This window comes from Streptomyces sp. NPDC051740 (assembly GCF_044453165.1).
GTDB classification, from domain to species: Bacteria; Actinomycetota; Actinomycetes; order Streptomycetales; family Streptomycetaceae; genus Streptomyces; species Streptomyces atrovirens.
The window spans coordinates 177,696-196,955 of sequence record NZ_JBITCL010000008.1; the positions used below are offsets into that span (position 1 = coordinate 177,696).

18 protein-coding genes are annotated in these 19,260 nt (G+C 72.3%); 8 read left to right on the forward strand and 10 right to left on the reverse strand.

Going from position 1 to position 19,260, the window contains the following annotated elements:
* Positions 1 to 31 precede the first annotated feature (31 nt).
* From ACIA6T_RS16080 to ACIA6T_RS16090, 3 genes are all read right to left on the reverse strand, one after another.
* Positions 32 to 1,144, reverse strand: a complete 1,113-nt coding sequence (locus tag ACIA6T_RS16080) for an ATP-binding protein (RefSeq protein ID WP_399447108.1) — start codon at positions 1,142 to 1,144, stop codon at positions 32 to 34.
* A complete protein-coding gene (locus tag ACIA6T_RS16085; RefSeq protein ID WP_399447109.1) occupies positions 1,141 to 1,881 on the reverse strand; it encodes a response regulator transcription factor in 741 nt (246 codons plus the stop codon). Before ACIA6T_RS16085 ends, ACIA6T_RS16080 begins: the two co-directional genes overlap by 4 nt.
* A gap of 124 nt (positions 1,882 to 2,005) precedes the next feature.
* On the reverse strand, positions 2,006 to 2,695 hold the full coding sequence (locus tag ACIA6T_RS16090) for a spermidine synthase (protein ID WP_399447110.1): 690 nt from the start codon (positions 2,693 to 2,695) through the stop codon (positions 2,006 to 2,008).
* Between the two features lie 151 nt (positions 2,696 to 2,846).
* Here ACIA6T_RS16090 and lon point away from each other — a divergent pair, with 151 nt between their 5' ends.
* Positions 2,847 to 5,309, forward strand: coding sequence for an endopeptidase La (gene lon, locus ACIA6T_RS16095; protein WP_399447111.1), 2,463 nt, complete (start codon positions 2,847 to 2,849; stop codon positions 5,307 to 5,309).
* 216 nt (positions 5,310 to 5,525) lie between these two features.
* Here the strand turns inward: lon and ACIA6T_RS16100 are convergent, their stop codons facing one another.
* Positions 5,526 to 6,350: a lysozyme gene (locus ACIA6T_RS16100; RefSeq protein WP_399447112.1), complete on the reverse strand. Its 825-nt coding sequence runs from the start codon at positions 6,348 to 6,350 to the stop codon at positions 5,526 to 5,528.
* Between the two features lie 263 nt (positions 6,351 to 6,613).
* On the opposite strand from ACIA6T_RS16100, the gene ACIA6T_RS16105 reads away from it, so the two are divergent.
* On the forward strand, positions 6,614 to 7,108 hold the full coding sequence (locus tag ACIA6T_RS16105) for a MarR family winged helix-turn-helix transcriptional regulator (RefSeq protein ID WP_399447113.1): 495 nt from the start codon (positions 6,614 to 6,616) through the stop codon (positions 7,106 to 7,108).
* A gap of 17 nt (positions 7,109 to 7,125) precedes the next feature.
* Here ACIA6T_RS16105 and ACIA6T_RS16110 read toward each other — a convergent pair whose 3' ends face one another.
* The gene (locus tag ACIA6T_RS16110; RefSeq protein WP_399447235.1) at positions 7,126 to 7,920 is read right to left on the reverse strand and encodes a protein phosphatase 2C domain-containing protein; all 795 of its coding nucleotides are present in this window, start codon (positions 7,918 to 7,920) and stop codon (positions 7,126 to 7,128) included.
* A 395-nt stretch (positions 7,921 to 8,315) separates the two neighbouring features.
* Between ACIA6T_RS16110 and ACIA6T_RS16115 the strand changes: the two genes are divergently transcribed.
* From ACIA6T_RS16115 to ACIA6T_RS16135, 5 genes are read left to right on the forward strand one after another with little or no spacing between them, the layout of a single operon-like run.
* On the forward strand, positions 8,316 to 11,861 hold the full coding sequence (locus tag ACIA6T_RS16115; protein ID WP_399447114.1) for a nitrate- and nitrite sensing domain-containing protein: 3,546 nt from the start codon (positions 8,316 to 8,318) through the stop codon (positions 11,859 to 11,861).
* Complete coding sequence (locus ACIA6T_RS16120; protein ID WP_399447115.1) at positions 11,858 to 12,364, forward strand: roadblock/LC7 domain-containing protein; 507 nt, start codon at positions 11,858 to 11,860, stop codon at positions 12,362 to 12,364. The genes ACIA6T_RS16115 and ACIA6T_RS16120 overlap by 4 nt, the downstream gene beginning before the upstream one ends.
* Complete coding sequence (locus ACIA6T_RS16125; RefSeq protein WP_399447116.1) at positions 12,361 to 12,780, forward strand: DUF742 domain-containing protein; 420 nt, start codon at positions 12,361 to 12,363, stop codon at positions 12,778 to 12,780. The genes ACIA6T_RS16120 and ACIA6T_RS16125 overlap by 4 nt, the downstream gene beginning before the upstream one ends.
* Positions 12,761 to 13,402, forward strand: a complete 642-nt coding sequence (locus tag ACIA6T_RS16130) for a GTP-binding protein (RefSeq protein ID WP_399447117.1) — start codon at positions 12,761 to 12,763, stop codon at positions 13,400 to 13,402. Before ACIA6T_RS16125 ends, ACIA6T_RS16130 begins: the two co-directional genes overlap by 20 nt.
* Before the next feature lie 44 nt (positions 13,403 to 13,446).
* The gene (locus ACIA6T_RS16135; protein WP_399447118.1) at positions 13,447 to 14,709 is read left to right on the forward strand and encodes a styrene monooxygenase/indole monooxygenase family protein; all 1,263 of its coding nucleotides are present in this window, start codon (positions 13,447 to 13,449) and stop codon (positions 14,707 to 14,709) included.
* Here the strand turns inward: ACIA6T_RS16135 and ACIA6T_RS16140 are convergent.
* The 4 genes from ACIA6T_RS16140 to ACIA6T_RS16155 all read right to left on the reverse strand — a co-directional run bounded on the left by ACIA6T_RS16140 (position 14,673) and on the right by ACIA6T_RS16155 (position 17,897).
* Positions 14,673 to 15,833, reverse strand: a complete 1,161-nt coding sequence (locus tag ACIA6T_RS16140) for an NlpC/P60 family protein (protein ID WP_399447119.1) — start codon at positions 15,831 to 15,833, stop codon at positions 14,673 to 14,675. The genes ACIA6T_RS16135 and ACIA6T_RS16140 overlap by 37 nt on opposite strands.
* 103 nt (positions 15,834 to 15,936) lie before the next feature.
* Positions 15,937 to 16,251 (reverse strand): hypothetical protein, encoded by a 315-nt coding sequence (locus tag ACIA6T_RS16145; RefSeq protein WP_399447120.1) that lies wholly within the window; start codon positions 16,249 to 16,251, stop codon positions 15,937 to 15,939.
* Positions 16,252 to 16,279: 28 nt separating this feature from the next.
* Positions 16,280 to 16,933, reverse strand: coding sequence for a TetR/AcrR family transcriptional regulator (locus ACIA6T_RS16150; RefSeq protein ID WP_399447121.1), 654 nt, complete (start codon positions 16,931 to 16,933; stop codon positions 16,280 to 16,282).
* A gap of 25 nt (positions 16,934 to 16,958) precedes the next feature.
* On the reverse strand, positions 16,959 to 17,897 hold the full coding sequence (locus ACIA6T_RS16155; protein ID WP_399447122.1) for a diiron oxygenase: 939 nt from the start codon (positions 17,895 to 17,897) through the stop codon (positions 16,959 to 16,961).
* A gap of 223 nt (positions 17,898 to 18,120) precedes the next feature.
* Between ACIA6T_RS16155 and ACIA6T_RS16160 the strand changes: the two genes are divergently transcribed.
* Complete coding sequence (locus ACIA6T_RS16160; protein WP_399447236.1) at positions 18,121 to 18,723, forward strand: Uma2 family endonuclease; 603 nt, start codon at positions 18,121 to 18,123, stop codon at positions 18,721 to 18,723.
* Here ACIA6T_RS16160 and ACIA6T_RS16165 read toward each other — a convergent pair.
* Positions 18,720 to 19,223 carry a DUF3291 domain-containing protein gene (locus ACIA6T_RS16165; RefSeq protein ID WP_399447123.1) on the reverse strand — a complete coding sequence of 168 codons (504 nt, stop codon included), beginning with the start codon at positions 19,221 to 19,223 and terminating at the stop codon, positions 18,720 to 18,722. The two genes, ACIA6T_RS16160 and ACIA6T_RS16165, sit on opposite strands and share 4 nt — an antisense overlap.
* Positions 19,224 to 19,260 lie beyond the last annotated feature (37 nt).

A 19,260-nucleotide genomic window follows, 5' to 3' on the forward strand; every position in this document is an offset into this window, starting at 1 on the left:
TGGATCTTGCGGCTCCGCTTCGAACTTTACGTCAACTTGGTACGGATGACGCTCCCGGAAGAGTGATGAGAATCCGGCAGCCCCGCTCGGATTCGGCCACTCCGATCCGGCCGCCGTGCAGATCGACGGCCCAGCGGGCGATCGCCAGGCCGAGACCGGTGCCGCCGTCGCTGCCCGGACCGTGCGGCCGGTTGACGTTGCCCCGGTTGAACCGCTCGAAGACGCGGTGCCACTCGGCCCGCGGAATGCCGGGCCCCTCGTCCAGCACCTCGAGCTCCAGCGACTCCGGCTGGTTCCCGGGCCGCGCCCGGACCGTCACCCGGCCGTGCGGCGGGCTGTGCTTGACCGCGTTGTCGATGAGGTTGGCGACGACCTGGTGGATGCGCTCGGGGTCGGCGTGCGCGACGAGTTCCAGCGGCGACACGTCGAGGTGCAGATGGACGTCCGTACGGGTGTGGCTGCCCGATCCGGAGGCCATGCCCGCGCGGGCCGTGGAGACCATGTTGGCCTCCTTCAGCACCCCGGACAGGTACGGCCACACCTCGAACCGCCGCTTCTTCAGCGGCACCACGCCGTTGTCCAGGCGGGACAGGTCGAGGAGCGTCTCCACGAGGCGGCCCAGCCGCTCGGTCTGCTTCAGGGCCGTGCGCATCGTCTCGGGGTCGGCCTGGGTGATGCCGTCGACGATGTTCTCCAGCACCGCGCGCAGGCCCGCGATGGGTGTGCGCAGCTCGTGCGAGACGTTGGCGACCAGCTCCTTGCGCTGGCGGTCCTGGGCCTCCAGCTCGTCGGCCATGACGTTGATCGTCCGGGCCAGGTCACCGAGCTCGTCCCAGCGGTTCTCGCGCACCCGGCGGGTGTAGTCGCCGTGCGAGATGGAACGGGCCACGGCGTTCATGTCGTCCAGCGGCGCGGTGAGCGAGTGCGCCACGAACTGCGTGATGAGCAGCGTCGCGATCATCGAGAAGATCGTGATGAAGCGCAGCTCCGTCTTGGTGTGCACGGCGATCACCGACAGTCCCGTGGTGATCAGGACCGAGACGACGACCAGCGCACCCAGCTTGGTCTTGATCGAGAACGGGCGTACACCGCCCCAGGGCTGCCGCGCCCCGGGGCCTCTGCGTCCGGCCGGACCGTCGCTCATGGCGTCGGCGTCTCCAGGGCGTAGCCCACGCCGTGCACGGTGCGGATGCGCTCGGCGCCGATCTTCCGGCGCAGCGCCTTGATGTGGCTGTCGACCGTGCGGGTGCCGGAGGCGTCCGCCCAGTCCCACACCTCGGCCAGCAGCTGCTCACGGGAGAGCACCGCGCGGGGGGTGTTCGCCAGGCACACCAGGAGGTCGAACTCGGTGGGCGTCAGATGGACGTCCTCGCTGCGCACCCGCACCCTGCGCTGCGCGTGGTCGATCTCCAGCTCGCCCAGGCGCAGGATGCCGCTGCGCGGGGTCGTCGCCGCGAGGGCCGCCCGCTCCATGCGGCGCAGCAGTACGTGCACGCGGGCCGCCAGCTCCCGCATGGAGAAGGGCTTCGTCATGTAGTCGTCGGCGCCGACGCCCAGCCCGACCAGCATGTCGGTCTCGTCGTCACGCGCGGTGAGCATCATCACCGGCACCGGCCGCTGGGCCTGCACGCGCCGGCAGACCTCCAGGCCGTCGAAGCCGGGCAGCATGATGTCGAGGATCAGCAGATCGGGCTGCCATGCCTCCGCCGTGTCCACCGCGGACGGGCCGTCGCCCGCCGTTTGCACCAGGAATCCCTCGGCGCGCAGGCGAGTCGCGATGGCGTCCACGATCGTCGCGTCGTCCTCGACCACCAGGACCCGGCGCTGGGCGCCGGGGGTGGCCGTGACCGTGCCGTTGTGGGAGGTCTGTGTCTGCTCCATCGCCCGCCCCTGAGGTGTGCTTTTTCCGGAATCCGTGGGGTGATCCGTCGTCTGCGCATCACTGCGATTGACGCTTGAATGACCGCGTCAGGGCAGCAGCGTACGGGGAGTCACCGCGCCTTTGCTATCCAGGGCGGACGCCGAGGTGCACGACGTCCGGAACGCCCCGGGCAACGTGGATCTCTTCGGTACGCACCTGTTGGAACCCGGCATTCCGCAAGGTTCCCTCGAATTCCGGGGACGGCTTCGCCGACCACACGGCGAGTACCCCGCCCGGCCTCAACACCCTTGCGCAGGCGGCGAGTCCGGCCGTCGAGTAGAGCCCGTCGTTGTCCTCGGTGACGGTCCAGTCGGGCCCGTTGTCGATGTCGAGGCAGAGCGCGTCGAACGTGTCCGACGTCTCATCGAGGTAACGGACGAGGTCCGCCTCGACGATCTCCGTACGCGGGTCGGCGAGGGCCCGCGCGGAGAGCCCGGACAGCGGCCCCGCGCGGTGCCACTCGATGATCGCCGGTTCGCGTTCCACCACGGCGATCCGTCCCCAGCGGGGCTGCCCGGCGGCGTGCGAGAGCGAGAAGCCGACCCCGAGACCGCCGATCAGGACGTGGGGGTCCACCGCGCGGGCGTCGAGGGCGGCCAGCGCGGCGTCCACGAGCCGCCGCTCCGAACGGCCGTCGGAGGTGTCCATCAGGAAGCAGCCGTTGGCGATGATCTGCAGCAGGCCCCCGTGCCTGCGCAGCACGACCTCGCCGTACGGGCCCTCGCGACGGTCCAGGACTTCGGGGGGTTCGGGAATGTCGTACGGGGTGGACATGCGTTCATCCTGACAGCTCCCTTTCCGCGGCGGTCAGGGGCTTCGGCACCCCGGGACGATGATCGCTCAGAGCGAACACGGCTCCGGGAACATTCGGCGGCTCACAAGCATTGAGTCGGCATAGCTCAACTTGACTGCCGAAGGGGAGATCATGGCTGCTGAGTCCACACCGCTCGCCCTGCCTGTGCTGCCGCTCGACGACGAGGTCGTGCTGCCCGGGATGGTGGTTCCGCTGGACCTGAGCGATTCCGAGGTGCGCGCCGCGGTGGAGGCCGCCCAGGCCGCCGCCCGCACCGCGCCGGGAAAGCCCAAGGTGCTCCTGGTGCCACGCGTCGACGGGACCTACGCCGGTACGGGCGTGCTCGGCACGGTCGAGCAGGTCGGCAGGCTCGCCGACGGTGACCCGGGCGCCCTGATCCGCGGCCGGGACCGCGTGCGCATCGGCGCCGGGACCACCGGGCCGGGAGCCGCGCTGTGGGTGGAGGGCACCCGTATCGACGAGACCGTGCCCGAGCCGCTGCCGGGGCACGTGACCGAACTCGTCAAGGAGTACAAGGCGCTCGCCACCGCCTGGCTGCGCAAGCGCGGTGCCTGGCAGGTCGTCGACCGGGTCCAGGCCATCGAGGACGTCTCCGCGCTCGCCGACAACTCCGGCTACTCGCCGTTCCTGACCACCGAACAGAAGACCGCCCTGCTGGAGACCACCGACCCGGTGGCCCGGCTGAAGCTCGCCACCCAGCAGCTGCGCGACCACCTCGCCGAGCAGGACGTCGCCGAGACCATCGCCAAGGACGTCCAGGAGGGCGTCGACAAGCAGCAGCGCGAGTTCCTGCTGCGCCGCCAGCTCGAAGCCGTACGCAAGGAGCTGCGCGAGCTCAACGGCGAGCAGGAGGGCGAGGAGTCCGACGACTACCGCGCCCGCGTCGAGGCCGCCGACCTGCCGGAGAAGGTCCGCGCGGCCGCGCTCAAGGAGGTCGACAAGCTGGAGCGCTCCTCCGACCAGTCGCCCGAGGGCTCCTGGATCCGCACCTGGCTCGACACGGTCCTGGAGATGCCGTGGAGCGAGCGCACCGAGGACGCCTACGACATCCAGGGCGCCCAGGCGGTCCTCGACGCCGAGCACGCGGGCCTGGCGGACGTGAAGGAGCGGATCACCGAGTACCTGGCGGTGCGCAAGCGGCGCAGCGACCGGGGCCTGGGCGTGGTCGGCGGCAGGCGTGGCGGTGCCGTGCTGGCCCTGGTGGGTCCGCCGGGCGTGGGCAAGACCTCGCTCGGCGAGTCCGTCGCCCACGCGATGGGCCGCAAGTTCGTCCGCGTCGCCCTCGGCGGCGTCCGCGACGAGGCCGAGATCCGCGGCCACCGCCGTACGTACGTCGGCGCGCTGCCCGGCCGGATCGTGCGGGCGATCAAGGAAGCCGGGTCGATGAACCCGGTCGTCCTGCTGGACGAGATCGACAAGGTCGGCTCCGACTTCCGCGGAGACCCGGCCGCAGCCCTGCTGGAGGTCCTCGACCCGGCGCAGAACCACACCTTCCGGGACCACTACCTGGAGGTCGAGCTCGACCTGTCCGACGTCGTGTTCCTCGCGACGGCCAACGTCCTGGAAGCCATCCCGGAGGCCCTGCTCGACCGCATGGAGCTGGTCCGCCTCGACGGCTACACCGAGGACGAGAAGGTCGTCATCGCCCGCGACCACCTGCTCCCGCGCCAGCTGGAGCGCGCCGGACTGGCCGAGGACGAGGTGACGCTCGACGAGGGCGCGCTGCGCAAGCTGGCCGGCGAGTACACGCGCGAGGCGGGTGTGCGCACCCTGGAGCGGTCCATCGCGCGGCTGCTGCGCAAGATCGCCGCCCAGCACGAACTGGGTGAGCGGAAGCTGCCCTTCACCGTGACCGACGGCGACCTGCGGGACCTGATCGGCCGGCCGCACCACGTGCCCGAGTCCGCCCAGGACCCGGCCGAGCGCCGTACCGCCGTCCCCGGTGTCGCCACCGGGCTCGCGGTGACCGGTGCCGGCGGGGACGTCCTCTACGTGGAGGCGTCCCTGGCCGACCCGGAGACGGGTGCGGCGGGGCTGACCCTGACCGGCCAGCTGGGTGACGTGATGAAGGAGTCCGCGCAGATCGCGCTGAGCTTCCTGCGCAGTCACGGCGCCGAACTGGAGCTGCCGGTGGGCGACCTGAAGGACCGGGGCGCGCACATCCACTTCCCGGCGGGCGCGGTGCCCAAGGACGGCCCGAGCGCGGGTGTCACGATGACCACCGCCCTGGCCTCGCTGCTCTCCGGCCGGCTGGTCCGCACGGACGTGGCGATGACCGGTGAGGTCTCGCTGACCGGGCGGGTGCTGCCGATCGGCGGGGTGAAGCAGAAGCTGCTCGCCGCGCACCGCGCGGGGATCACCACCGTGATCATTCCCAAGCGCAACGAGCCCGACCTGGACGACGTCCCGGCGGAGGTGCTGGACAAGCTCGACGTCCACGCCGTCACCGACGTCCGCCAGGTCCTGGAACTGGCGCTGTCGCCGGCGACGAACGGCGCGGTGCCCGAGGTTCCGGTCGCGGCGGTGGGGGCACCTCCCAGGCTTTCGGCTCTGGGGGAGGACGCGGCCGGATGAGGGAAGGCCCGGGTCCCGTGAGGGAGGCCCGGGCCTTCACCGCGCCCGGCCGCCGCCGGCGAATCCGTGGACCGCTCCCCGACGCGGACCCCGGGGCCACGACGGGAGCGGATCTCCCGGCGACACGCCGTCGGCGGGCCGTTCCGGCGGGAGATCCGCTCCCCTCGGCGTCCTGCGGCCGGCAGCTTCCGTGCCGCCCGGGAAGGACCGGCCGGGTCAGCCCAGCGCGAAGGTCCGCACCCCGTCCAGGGGGCCGTTGAAGAGGTCGTGGTCCCCGACGGTCGGGCCGGTCGAGGTGTACTGCCACATCGTGTACGTGCTCCAGCCCGCGGGCAGTTCGCCCACGGTGGAGGCGTACCGGGCGATCCACAGCGGGGTGGTGGCGGCGAATCCGGCGTAGTTGCCGGTGCACTGCTTCCACCAGCTGGTGGCCGTGTAGATGACGGCGTCCCGGCCGGTGCGGTACCGGTACTGCTCCAGGAAGTCGCGGATCCAGCTCACCATCGCGCTCTGCGACTTGCCGTAGCAGGCGTCGCCGTACGGGTTCCACTCGATGTCGAGCACGCCCGGCAGGGTCCGCCCGTCCGCGGACCAGTCGCCGCCGCGGTCGACGAAGTAGTCGGCCTGGGCGGTGCCGCTCGCCGTGTCGGGCGTACCGAAGTGGTAGGCGCCGCGGACCATGCCGACCTCGTAGGAGCCGTCGTACTGCTGTGAGTGGTACGGGTTGGTGTAGTACGTGCCCTCCGTGGCCTTGGCGTAGGCCCAGCGGACCCCGCTGTCCCACAGGGTCGCCCAGGCGACGTCACCCTGATGGCTGGAGACGTCCACGCCCTCCGTCCGGGTGGAGCGGACGGTGGGCAGGCCGCCGCTGCCGTCGTGGGCGGCGACGCCCATGCCCATGTGGGCGGAGCCGCGCGGAGGCGCGGTGGGGGCGGATCCGGCCGCGGCGGCCGGGTGGGGGAGGGAGAGCACCGCGAGCAGGACCGCGCCGGCGGTCGCGAGCGCGCGTATGCGGAGGGGGCCGGATCTGTGCACAGGCATGACGCATCTCCGAAAGGTCGGTGTGGGGCGAACCCGGAATGTGACCCACGTCCCATGTGGTGGGCATGCCGCGCAATCGCCTGGTGAGGAGACTGCGCACGTGGACCACGACGGGGGCGGGGCGTCCTCGCCCACCGCCTGAAAGACGTGGGAGGTGTCCCCGGCCGCCGTTGGTCTACGCCTGCGAAATACTGGTGGAGCTGCGGCGACGTCGCCACTTGGCGGGAAACTTTCAGAGCCGGAAAACCGAAGCAGGGGCAGACGTGCACGAACAAGGACACCGAGGTGAAGAGGGCGCCGCCTCCCCGGAGCCCGCGCCGGGTGTGGACCGGCCGGGATTCCTCGCGCTGGAACGCGAGTTGACCGTGCTGCTGCGGCGCGCCCGGGCCAGCCAGGGGGAGATGGCCCGCGCGGTCCATCCCGACCTGGAGCCGTCCGCGTACGGGCTGCTGGTCCGTCTGGATGAGTGCGGCCGGCAGCGGGCCACCGAGCTCGCCGCCTACATCGGCGTCGGCAAGGCGACGATGTCGCGCCAGCTGCGCGCGCTGGAGCAGCTCGGCCTCGTCGCCCGCGAGCCGGACCCCGCCGACGGCCGCGCCTGGCTGATCGCCCTCACGCGGGAGGGCCACGAACGGGTCCGCAGGGTCCGCGAGGCCCGCCGCGCGCGTTACGCCGGCCGGCTCGCCGACTGGGACCCCGACGAGGTCACGGAGCTCGCCCGGCTGCTGAACCAGCTCAACCGGGGCATGGAGAAGTGACCCCGTACGGGATACCGCTAACGGGGTGACAGCTCGGCGTACACCACCGTCGCGTCGTCGTGCGTCTTGCCGCGGCGCGGCGCCACCCGGTCCGCGTCCGCCCGCTCCAGGGCCCGTACGCGGTCCACCAGGGACCGGGCCCCCTCCTTGCGGACCAGGGTGAGGCAGTCCGTCCAGCCGCCCTCGTGGAACCTCTCCACCCAGCGCGCCGCACCGTCCGTCAGGGCGGCCAGGGCACGCACCCCGTCGCGCGGCAGCGAACCGGTGACCGCGCGGGAGGCCACCGAGGGATCCGCCGCCGCCGTGAAGAAGCCGCCCTCCTTGTTGCGCAGCGTGGTGTCCACCAGGGTGTGGGAGGCCAGGGCCGAGCGGGGCAGCCGGTCCAGACGGTCGTCCAGGAACGGGGTGACCGCCCCGTCGGGGGACTCGACGAGCAGGGCCGAGTCGGACAGCACCAGGTAGTCCACCGAGGCCGGTGACCAGCGGGCCAGCACCACGGTCGCCTGCGGCGTACGGGGGTGAGAAAGGTCACAGGTTGCCGCGTGACCGGCGGCGGTACGCGCGAGGGCGCGGGAGAGCAGCTCGGCCAGGGGAACATCCGGGAGGGAAACGGTCAGTTCGGTCAGCGCCCCGCCCAGTCGCGCGGTGAACCAGGGCACGGAATGCAGACATCCGCCGCCGTCCCCCGGTGGTGTGACCCCGTCCAGCACCACGAGCGAACCGCCCTGTCCGGAGGCCGGAAGCCCGACGCTCGCGAAGTCCTCGTTGGGGCGGCCGGGATCGCCGGGCTCCGAAACAAGCTCCGTACGCATCCCGCCAGTCTGCACGACCCCTCCACAAGGGTCGCGAAAGGCCCTCGCCGGTCGCCGGATCCGGGTAGCCGCGCAGGTCAGGCGCCTGGTTTGGGAGGGAATGCAGTGCTCCGGGAAGACGTGGCGGCGAATATTGCCACCGCCCGCCGCAGACGTCCAACCGGCCTGCCGCGCGGGGCCGCTGCGGAAGATGGCGGAACTTGCCCCTCAACTCACCTCCGGGGTTCACTCCTTCGAGTGGCGGGTCAGGTGATGCGCATCCACTGTCCACGCTCACTGGGAGGGTCGGGGAGCGATGGGGGCGCCTCGCTGTCCGAGCACGGTCAGGAGCTCGGGGTGAACGCCCGCACCCGTTGACGGAGCGTCACCCGGACCCACGGGTACACGAGTCAGGAATGCGAGCACCGGTGCAGAAGTCGCGGCCTCGTCGCACAGGCAAGCAGACGGCCCCCACGGGGGACGCGGAGCAGAAGCCCACCGTCGGCAGGGGTCGCCCCACCCATGTACGCAACCGGCTCATCGTCGCCGTGGCCGTGGTGGCCGCCGCGATCGCCGCGGCCGGGGCACCCTCCGTACTCACGGCCTCCGGGCAGCTCAAGGACTCGCAGGACCTGGTGACGCTCGCCGAGCAGACCCAGGACGCCCTCACCCTGGCGCACTCCCTCGCCGACGAGCGCGACGAGGTCGTCCCCTACATCGCGGCCGGCCGCCCCGAGTCCAAGGCGCCCTCCGAGGAGCACAGCGCCCGCGTCGACCGGCAGGTCGAGGAGCTGCGCACCGACACCGACATGCCGCAGGAGCTGCGCGACGGCCTCGACGCCGTCGCCACCGTGCGCAGAGCGGCGCTCACGGGCAAGAGCAGTGCTCTCGAGGCACATCAGGCGTACTCCACCGCCGTCACCCTGCTGCACCGGCTCGCCGAACAGCTCGCGGAGCGGACCCCGCCCCGCGCCGGTTCGGGCTCCTACGCGCTCACCGAGCTGGACTCCGCCGTCCAGCAGGCCGCCGCCACCCGCGGACTGCTGCTCGCCGCGCTGAACGTGCCGGCCGCCACCCAGACCGTGATCGACCCGATCACCGGCCTGCCGTCCACCGCCACCAGTTCCTCGGACGCCGACACGAAGCGGCGCGACGCGCTGACCGCCGCCGCGCTCCAGGCCCGGCTGCGCTCCGACGCGGCCCTCGCCGACTTCCGCGAGACCGCGCCCAGGACCGCCCGCGGCTCCTACGACTCCACGGTCACCGGCCCCGAGGTCGAGACCGCGGAGAAGTACCTGGCACGCCTCACCGACGAGCCCACCCTCTCCGACGACGATCTCGACACCAGTGTCAAGAAGCTGCGGGCCGCGCTCACCGCGCGGATCGACACGATGCGCGGCGTCGAGTCCGCGCTCTTCGAGCAGCGCACCAAGGACCTCGCCCAGCTCCGCGACGACGACGTCACCGCGCTGGAGATCCGGATCGCCGCCCTCGGCGCCCTGATGCTGCTCGCGATCGGCATCGCCACGGCGATGGCCCGCACCCTGACGCGTCCGCTGTCGGTGCTGCGCCGGGGCTCCGCCCGCCTCGCCGAGGCGGAGGACCCCGCCGGCCAGGAGCCGGTCGCCTTCACCGGCCGCAACGACGAGTTCGCCCAGGTCGTCCGTTCCGTCAACGCCCTGCACGCGCGCGCCGCCGCCCTCGCCGAGCGGATCGCCACCCTGGAGGCCGACCGCAAGCACCTCGTGGGCCAGCGGCAGAAGATGGCCGACGCCCGCGAGGAACTGCGCACCGAACTCGCCGAGTCCACCGCCCATCTGGAGCGGCTGCGCGCCGGCATCGGCGGTACGTTCGTCAACCTCGCCCTGCGCACATTGGGGCTGGTCGAGCGTCAGCTCGGCGTCATCGAGGGGCTGGAGGAGCGGGAGGACGACCCGGACCGGCTGGCCACCCTGTTCAAGCTCGACCACTTCGCCACGGTGATGCGCCGGCACAGCGAGAACCTCCTCGTCCTCGCCGGCACCGAGCAGGGCCGGCACACGGCGGGTCCGGTTCCGCTGGTGGACGTCGTACGGGCCGCGGTCAGCGAGATCGAGCGGTACGAGCGGGTCCGGATCGCCGCGCTGCCGCCGCACGCGCACATCGCCGGGTTCGCCGCGGACGACCTGTCCCACCTGCTGGCCGAACTCATGGAGAACGCCACCTCGTTCTCCCCGCCCGACCTGCCCGTCGAGATCTCCGGCTGGCTGCTGGAGAACGGCGAGGTCATGCTCTCCGTCCAGGACGAGGGCATCGGCATGACCGGGGAGCGGCTGGAGCGGCTCAACGCCCGGCTGTCCGACTTCGACCCGGAGGTCACGTACGACGCGGAGGCCGAGGACGGTCTCGGCCTCGGCCTGTACGTCGTGGCCCGGCTCGCCCACCGGCACGGGGTCCGGGTCAAGCTGCGCGAGCAGAAGCAGGGCGGCATCGCCGCGGTCGTCGTCCTCCCCGCCCCCCTGCTGGCGCCCGCCACCCCCGGCGCGGTCCCCGCCTCCGTCACCGGCACCACGTACACCCTCCCGGGCGCCGACGCCGAGGCCAACTCCAACGTCCTCCACGGCCGCACGGAGCCGGACGACCCGCTGGTCGCCCTGGCGGAGAAGGCGGTACTCCACCAGGACTCACCCGGTGGAGAGACACCGGGCGAGCCGACGGAGGCACCGGCGGCGGGCGACGCGGACGGGTCCTCGCCGGTCCCTGCACAGGACGCCCAGTCGGACGGTGGCGACGATCCGGCGGAGGCGGAGGCCCCTGCCGGTGAGGCGGAGGAGTCCGCGCCCGGCCGCGGGGACGAGTCCGCGGACGGTCTCGCGGCACATGGGGACGCGGAGGGCGCCGACGCGCCGGCCGAGCGGCCCGCCGAGGTCACGATGGAGCTGCTGATCCCGGCACAGCCGGAGGCGGCCGAGGAGCCGGCGCCTTCACCGGAAGCCGCCCGGGACCACGGCGCCGACGCCGAACGCACGGCCGTTCCCGGCGCCCGGGGAGCCGAGACCGGCAACACCGCCGGTGTCGACGCCGAAGCCGGGCCCGCCGCCTCTGCCGAGCCCGGTACCGACGCCGTCGGCCGGCCGGAGGACGAGAGCGTTCGCCCGGGGGCGGGTCACGCGGGCGGGAACGACGTCTCGGGCGCTGCCGCGCGGCCGTTCGGTGTGGGTGCGGACGACGCCGTCCGCCCGGGCGCCGGTCACGCGGCCGGAGACGAGGAGTCCCCGTCCGGTGCCGCGAGCCGTCCGGCCGGCGAGGCTCCGGAGGACGCCGCTCACCCGGCCGCGTCCCACAGGGACGTACCCGGCGCGGACACCGGGTCCGAGAGTTACGCCGGAACAGGCGCCGGGCCTGAGACTCGCCCCGGAGCCGGAGCCGGAGCCGGAGCCGGAGCCGGAGCCGGAGCCGGAGCCGGAGCCGGAGCCGGAGCCGGAGCCGGAGCCAGTGCTGGGTCCGAGGACCGATCCGGAGCCAGTGCTGAGCCCGGGGCCCGCCCCGGAGCTGACGCCGGCCCCGAGGCCCGCCCCGCAGCGGGCGGCGCCCCCGAGGCCCGCCCCGCAGCCGACGCCGGGAACACCGCACCGCTTCCGCGGCGGTCGGCCGTCGAGGTCGGCGGTGACACGGAGCACGGGCGTGTCGCCGACGGGGACGGGGACGGGGACGAGGTCGAGGAGCCGGTCACGGACAAGGGGCTGCCCAAGCGCACGCCCAGGATCACCGCGCCCGTCGCGGCCCCGCGCCCGCGCACCGGGTCCGTGGACGCCGAGGCCCTGCGCCGTCGGCTCGGCGGCTTCCGCCGGGGGGCGGACGCCGGGCGCCGGGACGTCGAGGCGGAACTCGCGGAGCGGACCGGTGGCCACCAGGTGCCGTCCGACCCGGCCGTCACATCCGAAGAGACCACGGGGGGCACAGTCGAGGAGGCAAGCAGTTGACCGCGTCGCCCAGTACCGTCGGGCTGAGCAGTGAGGCCCGCAACCTGCACTGGCTGTTGAACAACCTCGTCGAGGAGGTGCCCGGCATCCTCTCCGTCGCGGTGGTCTCCTCCGACGGCCTGCTCCTGCTCTCGTCCGACGACTCCCGGAACACCGCGGCCCGTGACGCGCGGAGCACGAGACGCACCGGCCCCCGCGGCTCCGCCGCCGACCTGGCCACCGTCGTCTCCGGCATCGGCAGTCTCACCGTCGGTGCCTCGAAGCTGATGGACTTCGGTCCGGTCAAGCACACGATGGTGACGATGGACGAGGGCAGCCTGTTCGTGATGTCCATCAGCGACGGCTCCCTGCTCGGCGTGCACGGCTCCGCGGACTGCGACATGAGCGTGGTGGCGTACCACATGGCGCTGTTCGTCGGCCGCGCCGGCCACGTCCTGACCCCGGAACTCCGCAGCGAGCTGCGCCAGTCCCTGGAGACCGAGCCCACCGGGAGCCGCCGATGAGCAGGTCCAGGAAACAGCTCCCGGTCCGCGGCGGCGAGCGCAAACCCGCCCGGGTCCGCCCCTACTCGCTCACCGGCGGCCGCACCCGCTTCGGCCACGTCCTGCTCGTCGAGACGTTCGTCGGCGCCACCGTCGCGCTCGAAGCCGCCGGGGAGCGCAAGGAACTGACGAACAACCCGTCCGGTTTCCGGGGCATGCCGGAGATGCGGGCCATCGTCGAACTGTGCCGCCGTATGCGAACGGTGGCCGAGATCGCCGCGCTGCTGAGGATGCCGCTCGGCGTGGTCCGCGTCCTCCTCAGCGACCTCGCGGACCAGGGAAAGATCCGTGTCTACGGAACGGGGACCGGCCACGGCACGGGCCGCCCGGACCGCGCGCTGCTGGAAAGGGTGCTGAGTGGACTCCGTCGTCTCTGACGTCGCGCACGGCGTCTCCCCGCTCACGGAAGAGGGCGACGAGCCGCTGCTGCCCTGGCAGACGGACCGCACCCGTGCGCCCGTCGCCACGAAGATAGTGGTGGCGGGCGGGTTCGCCGTCGGCAAGACCACGCTGGTCACCTCCGTCTCGGAGATCACGCCCCTGCAGACCGAGGCGCTGATGACCGAGGCGAGCGAGGGCACCGACGACCTCACCGCCACGCCCGGCAAACTGACCACCACCGTGGCCATGGACTTCGGCCGCATCACGCTCGACGACGACCTGGTGCTCTACCTGTTCGGCACGCCGGGCCAGCAGCGGTTCTGGTTCATGTGGGACGACCTGGTGCGCGGCGCGATCGGCGCCGTCGTGATGGCCGACACCCGCCGCCTGAAGGACTGCTGGCCGGCGCTGGACTACTTCGAGAGCTGCGGACTGCCGTACGTCGTCGCGGTCAACCACTTCGACGGCAGTGAGCGGTTCGACGCCGAGGACGTGCGGGAGGCGTTGACGATCCCCGCGCACGTACCTGTCATGATCATGGATGCGCGCCGCCGGATCTCGGTCATCGAGACCCTCCTGTCCCTCGTGGGTCACGCGCTCGACGAAACCCCCGAGTGACCCCCGAGCCATCCCCGAGCAGCCCTCTTAGGAGCGTCCCCCGTATGCGGAAGATACTCGTCGTCGGAGCCGGCCAGTCCGGTCTCCAGCTCGCCCTCGGCCTCCAGTCGCACGGGTACGAGGTCACCCTGATGTCCAACCGGACCGCCGACGAGATCCGCACCGGACGGGTCATGTCGACGCAGTGCATGTTCCACACGGCACTCCAGCACGAGCGCGACCTCCAGCTGAACTTCTGGGAGTCCCAGGCCCCGAAGATCGAAGGACTCGGCGTCTCGGTGGCGGCCCCCGGCTCCTTCGACCCGGGCCCCTCGCAGCGCGCGATCGACTGGCTGGGCAGGCTCGACGGGTTCGCGCAGTCGGTGGACCAGCGGGTGAAGATGGCCGGCTGGATGGAGACCTTCGCCCAGCGCGGCGGCCAGCTCGTCATCCACGGCGCGGCGGTCGGCGACCTCGACTACTTCTCCCGCACGTACGACCTCGTCCTCGTCTCGGCGGGCAAGGGCGAGCTCGTGCGGATGTTCGCCCGCGACCCGGAGCGCTCCCCGTACAGCGAGCCGCAGCGCGCCCTGGCCGTCGCCTACGTCCACGGCCTCGGCCCGCGTCCGGAGCACCCGGACACGGAGGCGGTCCGCTGCAACCTGGTCCCCGGTGTCGGCGAGATGTTCGTCATGCCGACCCTCACCACCTCGGGCCGCGCCGACATCCTGTTCTGGGAGGGCGTACCCGGCGGCCCGCTGGACGCCTTCAAGGACGTCAAGGACCCCTCGGAGCACCTCTCCCTGACCCTGGAACTCATGGAGAGGTTCCTCCCCTGGGAGTACGCGCGGGCCACCAAGGTCGAACTGACCGACGCCGGCGGCACCCTCGCCGGCCGCTACGCCCCCACCGTCCGCAACCCGATCGGCCGGCTGCCCGGCGGCGGACTCGTCCTCGGCGTGGCCGACGTGGTCGTCGCCAACGACCCGATCACCGGCCAGGGCTCCAACTCCGCCTCCAAGTGCGCCGCCTCCTACCTCGCCTCGATCATCGAACACGGCGACAAGGAGTTCGACGAGGCCTGGATGCGGCAGACCTTCGACCGCTACTGGGGGACGGCCCAGCACGTCACCAAGTGGACGAACGCCATGCTCGCCCCGCCGCCGGAGCACGTCCTGAACCTCCTCGGCGCCGCCGGTGGGCTCCAGCCCGTCGCCGACCGCTTCGCCAACGGCTTCGACGACCCGGCCGACTTCGAGAACTTCTTCTACGACCCGAAGAAGGCCGAGGGCTACCTGATGGAGGTCTCGGGCGCGGCCGGCGCGTAACCCTCGTCGGGCCCCTCCATCGCCCCGTCGGGGAGCTCCGGCGGCACGTACCGCCGTACGGGCTCCCCGTCCGGGTCGGGACGTACGGCGCCAAGGACCGGGTTGGCCGCGATCGGGGAGACCTTGATCCGCGCGCCGGGACGGGGCGCCTGCACCACCATGCCGTCGCCGAGGTAGAGGGCGACATGGGTGGCCTCGGGGAAGTACACGACGAGGTCACCCGGCCGCAGCTCGTCCAGCGGCACCCGCTCCAGCCGCGCCCACTGCTCCTGGCTGGTCCGGGGGACCGGCGTCCCGGCGGCGCCCCACGCCTCGGAGGTCAGCCCCGAGCAGTCGTACGTGTCGGGCCCCTCCGCTCCCCACTCGTACGGCTTCCCGAGCTGCTCCACGGCGTACCGCACGGCCCGTTCGCCCGCCGCCGAGGGAGGCGCGCCGCCGCTGCCCAGCGCGCCGGAGGTCACCAACTCCTCCTGCGCCTCGGCCGTGTTGCCCCGCTCCAGCTCGGCCAGCGCGGCGAGCTGCTCGGCGCTGAGCGAGGCGAGGAGTTCCTCGACCGCGCGGAGCCGTTCGCGGACCTCGTCCCGCTCCTTACCGCGCCGCTCGGTGAGGGCGAGCCGGGCGTCGAGGGCCCTGCGCGCCCGGCGGGCCAGCGCGTCGGCCTCCCGCTCGTCACCGGTCAGCCGGCCCACCGTCACCGCCCGCTCCCGCGCCAGCCGCCCGATCACATGCCCCTGGTCGAGCGCGCGCCGCGGATCGCGCGCCAGCAGCAGCCGTACGTAGGGGGAGAGGCCGGTGACGCTCTGGTACTGCTGCCGGGCCAGCCGTCCGGCCGCGCCCCGGCTGTCGTGCAGGGAGAGCCGGGTGCGGGCGAGGGCGTGCTCCAGCCGCGCGGTCTCGGCACGCTGCTTCTTCAGCCGTTCCTCGGTGGCGTTGTAGGTCTCGGTGGCCTTCTCGGCCTCCCGGTACAGGGTCTGAAGCTCCGTCAGCAGCTCGGCGACGGAACGCTCGCCGGAGCCGGTGCCGCCGCCGCCCGGTTCCGGGGCGGCCACCGCGGGCACGGGCGCGAGGACGGCCCCGGCCGCCAGTACCGTCGTACACACCAGACGCAGCAGCTTCCCTGACACTCCATCACCTCCGACGCGGGGCGGCTCGTCCGCTCCGCATCGCGAGCATCGGGCGGGTGTCCGCGGTCCGCTCGCCGAGTGTGCGCGGTTCGGCGCAACCCGGTCACCCGTCGGCGTCGTCCGGCTTGCCCCCCGGCGTGGCGTCTGGATCGGGCGCGGGCCTCGACCACGGCCACTTCCGACCGTCGCCGACCCGCCCCGTGGGGTCGTACAGGTACTTCCAGCCCCGCGTCAGCCCGGTCCGCGCGCTCCGCGCCCGGGGCACCCGCCGGTAGACCAGCACGGTGGGCGGGCCGCCGTCCGGGGCCGGGACGGGGATGCGGTACGTCTTCGGCGGGTGCCCGGTGATGCCCAGCAGCACGGGCAGCACACGCCCGTCCATGGGACCGCCCTCGAACGGGGTGTCTTCGCTCTTCACGCCCCCAGTGTCGGCGATGCGCGGGCCGTCAGAGCTCCGCGGCCAGCTCCCGCACCAGGGCGTCGGCCTGCGCGTCGCGCCGCGCGGTCACCGTCAGCACCGCCACGAACTGCTCCACGAGCCAGTCCCGCAGTTCGTCCAGGGACGGCTGCTTGTCCTCGTCGAGCCAGATCAGCGAGGCCGCCTCCACGGCGGTGATCCACACCCGGACCGTCATCCGGAGCCGGGGTCCGGGTTCGCCGACCCCGAGATGGCTGAGGATGTGCTCGGCGGCGGCCCGCCGTACGCCGTCCACTATGGCGGTCGTACGGGAGGTCTCCACGACGCTCCCGCCCTGGAGCAGCGCGCTGAACCCGGTGTCGTGCCGGCCGACGAAGGCGAGGTAGCGGTCGAGGGCGCGGGACAGCCGGGGCAGCAGCGGGCCCTCGTGCGGTTCGTCGAAGCAGTGCCGCAGCTCGTCGGCGGCGGAGCGGAGGGCCGCCTCGTAGAGCTGCTGCTTGCCGCCCGGGAAGTACCGGTACACCAGGGGGCGTGACACGCCGGCCGCCTCCGCCACGTCGTCCAGGGAGACGTCCTCCGGGGCGCGGTGGGCGAAGAGGGAGAGCGCGGCCTCCAGCAGCTGGCTGCGGCGTTCCTCGACACCGAGCCGCCGGTAGGCGGGGGTAGGGGCCTGCGGGGTCATGCCCGCAGGGTATCCGCCCGCCCGTCTACGCGAGCAGCCCCGACGACTGCCACAGCTTCCGTCCGACGCCGCGCAGTACGCCGATGTCGTCCAGGAAGTCCGTCAGACGCTTCGAGCCCTGCCGCATCACGTCCCGGCGGTGGGCGCTCGCCTTGACCTGGGCGACGGCCTTCTGTCTGTCCAGGCCGACGTTCGTGTAGACCTCGGGGTTCACGAAGGCCACCGAGAACACCCGGGCGAACTCTCCCGAGGTGACCCGGGTGAACTCCTGCGACCACTTCGGCGCGGTCACCATCTGGCGCCGCAGCTCCTCACGGGCGTAGCGCACGTGCCGGGCCTCCTCGACGACGTGGATGCGCGTGACACCCCGGATCAGCGGCTGGACCCGCTCGTCCGGGAAGGTCAGCCGCTGCATCCAGTCCAGGACCTCCTCGCCGAGCAGGGTCGCGGTGAAGGAGCCGGGGGTGGTGGAGATCGTCTTGAAGAGGCGGCCGAGGTTCTGGTGGACGCGGCTCACCGGGTACCAGGGCGTGCCGCCGCGCGAGATCATCCGGGCGAACATCTTGGAGTGCCGGCACTCGTCCTCGATCTCGGTGAGGGCGTACCGCACGTGCGCGCTCGTGGCGGACTTGTCGTAGATGTGCCGGACCAGGAGCTGCATCAGGATCAGCTCGAACCAGATGCCGAGCGAGGCGAGCGCGGCGGCCTCGTGCCGCGAGAGCAGGATGCGCTGCTCCTCGCTCATCCGCTTCCACATCGGGGTGCCGTACAGCGAGACCAGCTCCGGCGGCCAGAACCACTTGCCCTCCTCGAAGGGCGCCTCCCAGTCCAGCTCCTCGTCCGGGTCGAAGGAGTGCCTGGCGGACGACTCGAGCAGCCGCTGGGCGACCTGTTCCCGGTCCTTGAGCAGCCCGAGCGCGTCCCGCAGGCCATCGAGCGCGTCGGCTTCCGACAGGGTCGTCATGGTGGTTCCACCTCGGGGCGTCTCGGGTTACCGGCGGGTCACCCACTTATGAGACTGCCTGTCAGCAAGCCCGTCAATCCCTTGGGCGGGACTTGTCGACGGGTGATCCACCTGACGGCGACGTCAACGGCACACCTTCCCGTTCGCCTGATGGAGTGCGGTCTTGCTGTTCACCCTGGGTACGCTGGCACTGCCGGTCACACTGCAGCACATGGGAGCGATCATGAGCGCCGCACACGACTACGGGCTGGACGACGACTACGAGTGGCCTCGTCCGCCGGCTGGTGGCTGGACGGCGGACGACCTGGACAAGCTTCCCAACCTGCCTCGGCATACGGAGCTGATCGACGGGAGCCTCGTCTTCGTGAGTCCGCGGACCCGTTTCCACTCACGTACCATGTGGCTGTTCGAAACCAACCTGCGGGAGCAAGCGCCGGATGGGTGGGATGCCATCCGGGAGATGACCATCAAGCTCAACAAGCGCAATCGGCCGGAGCCCGACGTCCTGGTGGTTCGCGAGGACGCCGACACCGGCCCGAGCCAGACCTGGTTCCGGCCGGAAGACGTCCTGGTCGCTGTCGAAGTCGTCTCCGACGACTCGGAGGAACGGGACCGTGAGGTGAAGCCGCGGAAGTACGCGGCTGTGGGCATTCCACATTACTGGCGCGTCGAGCAGAACGACGGACTCCCCGTGGTCTACGTCTACGAACTCGACACGATGACCAAGTCGTACGTTCCCATGGGCATCTTCCACAACCGCCTCAAACTCACCGTCCCGTTCCCCGTCGACATCGACCTCACCGCCGTCGACGGCCGCCGCCGCTAGACCGAGCAGCCCAGCCCTTCCGGCACCTCCCCGGTCAGCGGCTGCGCACCGCCCGACGGAAACGACGTCCGCAGGGTGAACGCGTACGGCGTCGGGCCGTTGGCGCGCAGGTGGAGGAGGCGGGACTCGGCCTCCGCGACCGTGGGGCGGTGGCCCTTCGGGACCCACCACATGGTGACCATCGCCTCCTCGACGCGCTCGAACCACTCCCTGCGCCGCGCCAGCAGCTCCCGGTGGCGGCCCTGGTACATGAACGCCGTCAGGGCGTCGGTGTCCCGCCACACCGACATGTTGACGATCAGCCAGGAGTCGCCGAAGACGGCGATGTCCGTCGCGTCACCGCCCTCGCTCTGCAGGCGCCAGACGAAGCCGTCGGCGGCGTCGGCGTCCGCGTTCACCGGGTCGAGACCGTCGACGAAGTCCTTCAACCGCGGGGAGTCCAGCGGGGCTTTGAGGCGGGCGATGTTCACCTGGGCGAGTTCGTACGCGGTGTCGGTCATGTACCGGACGGTAGGTCGGGAACGTATCGCTCCGGCA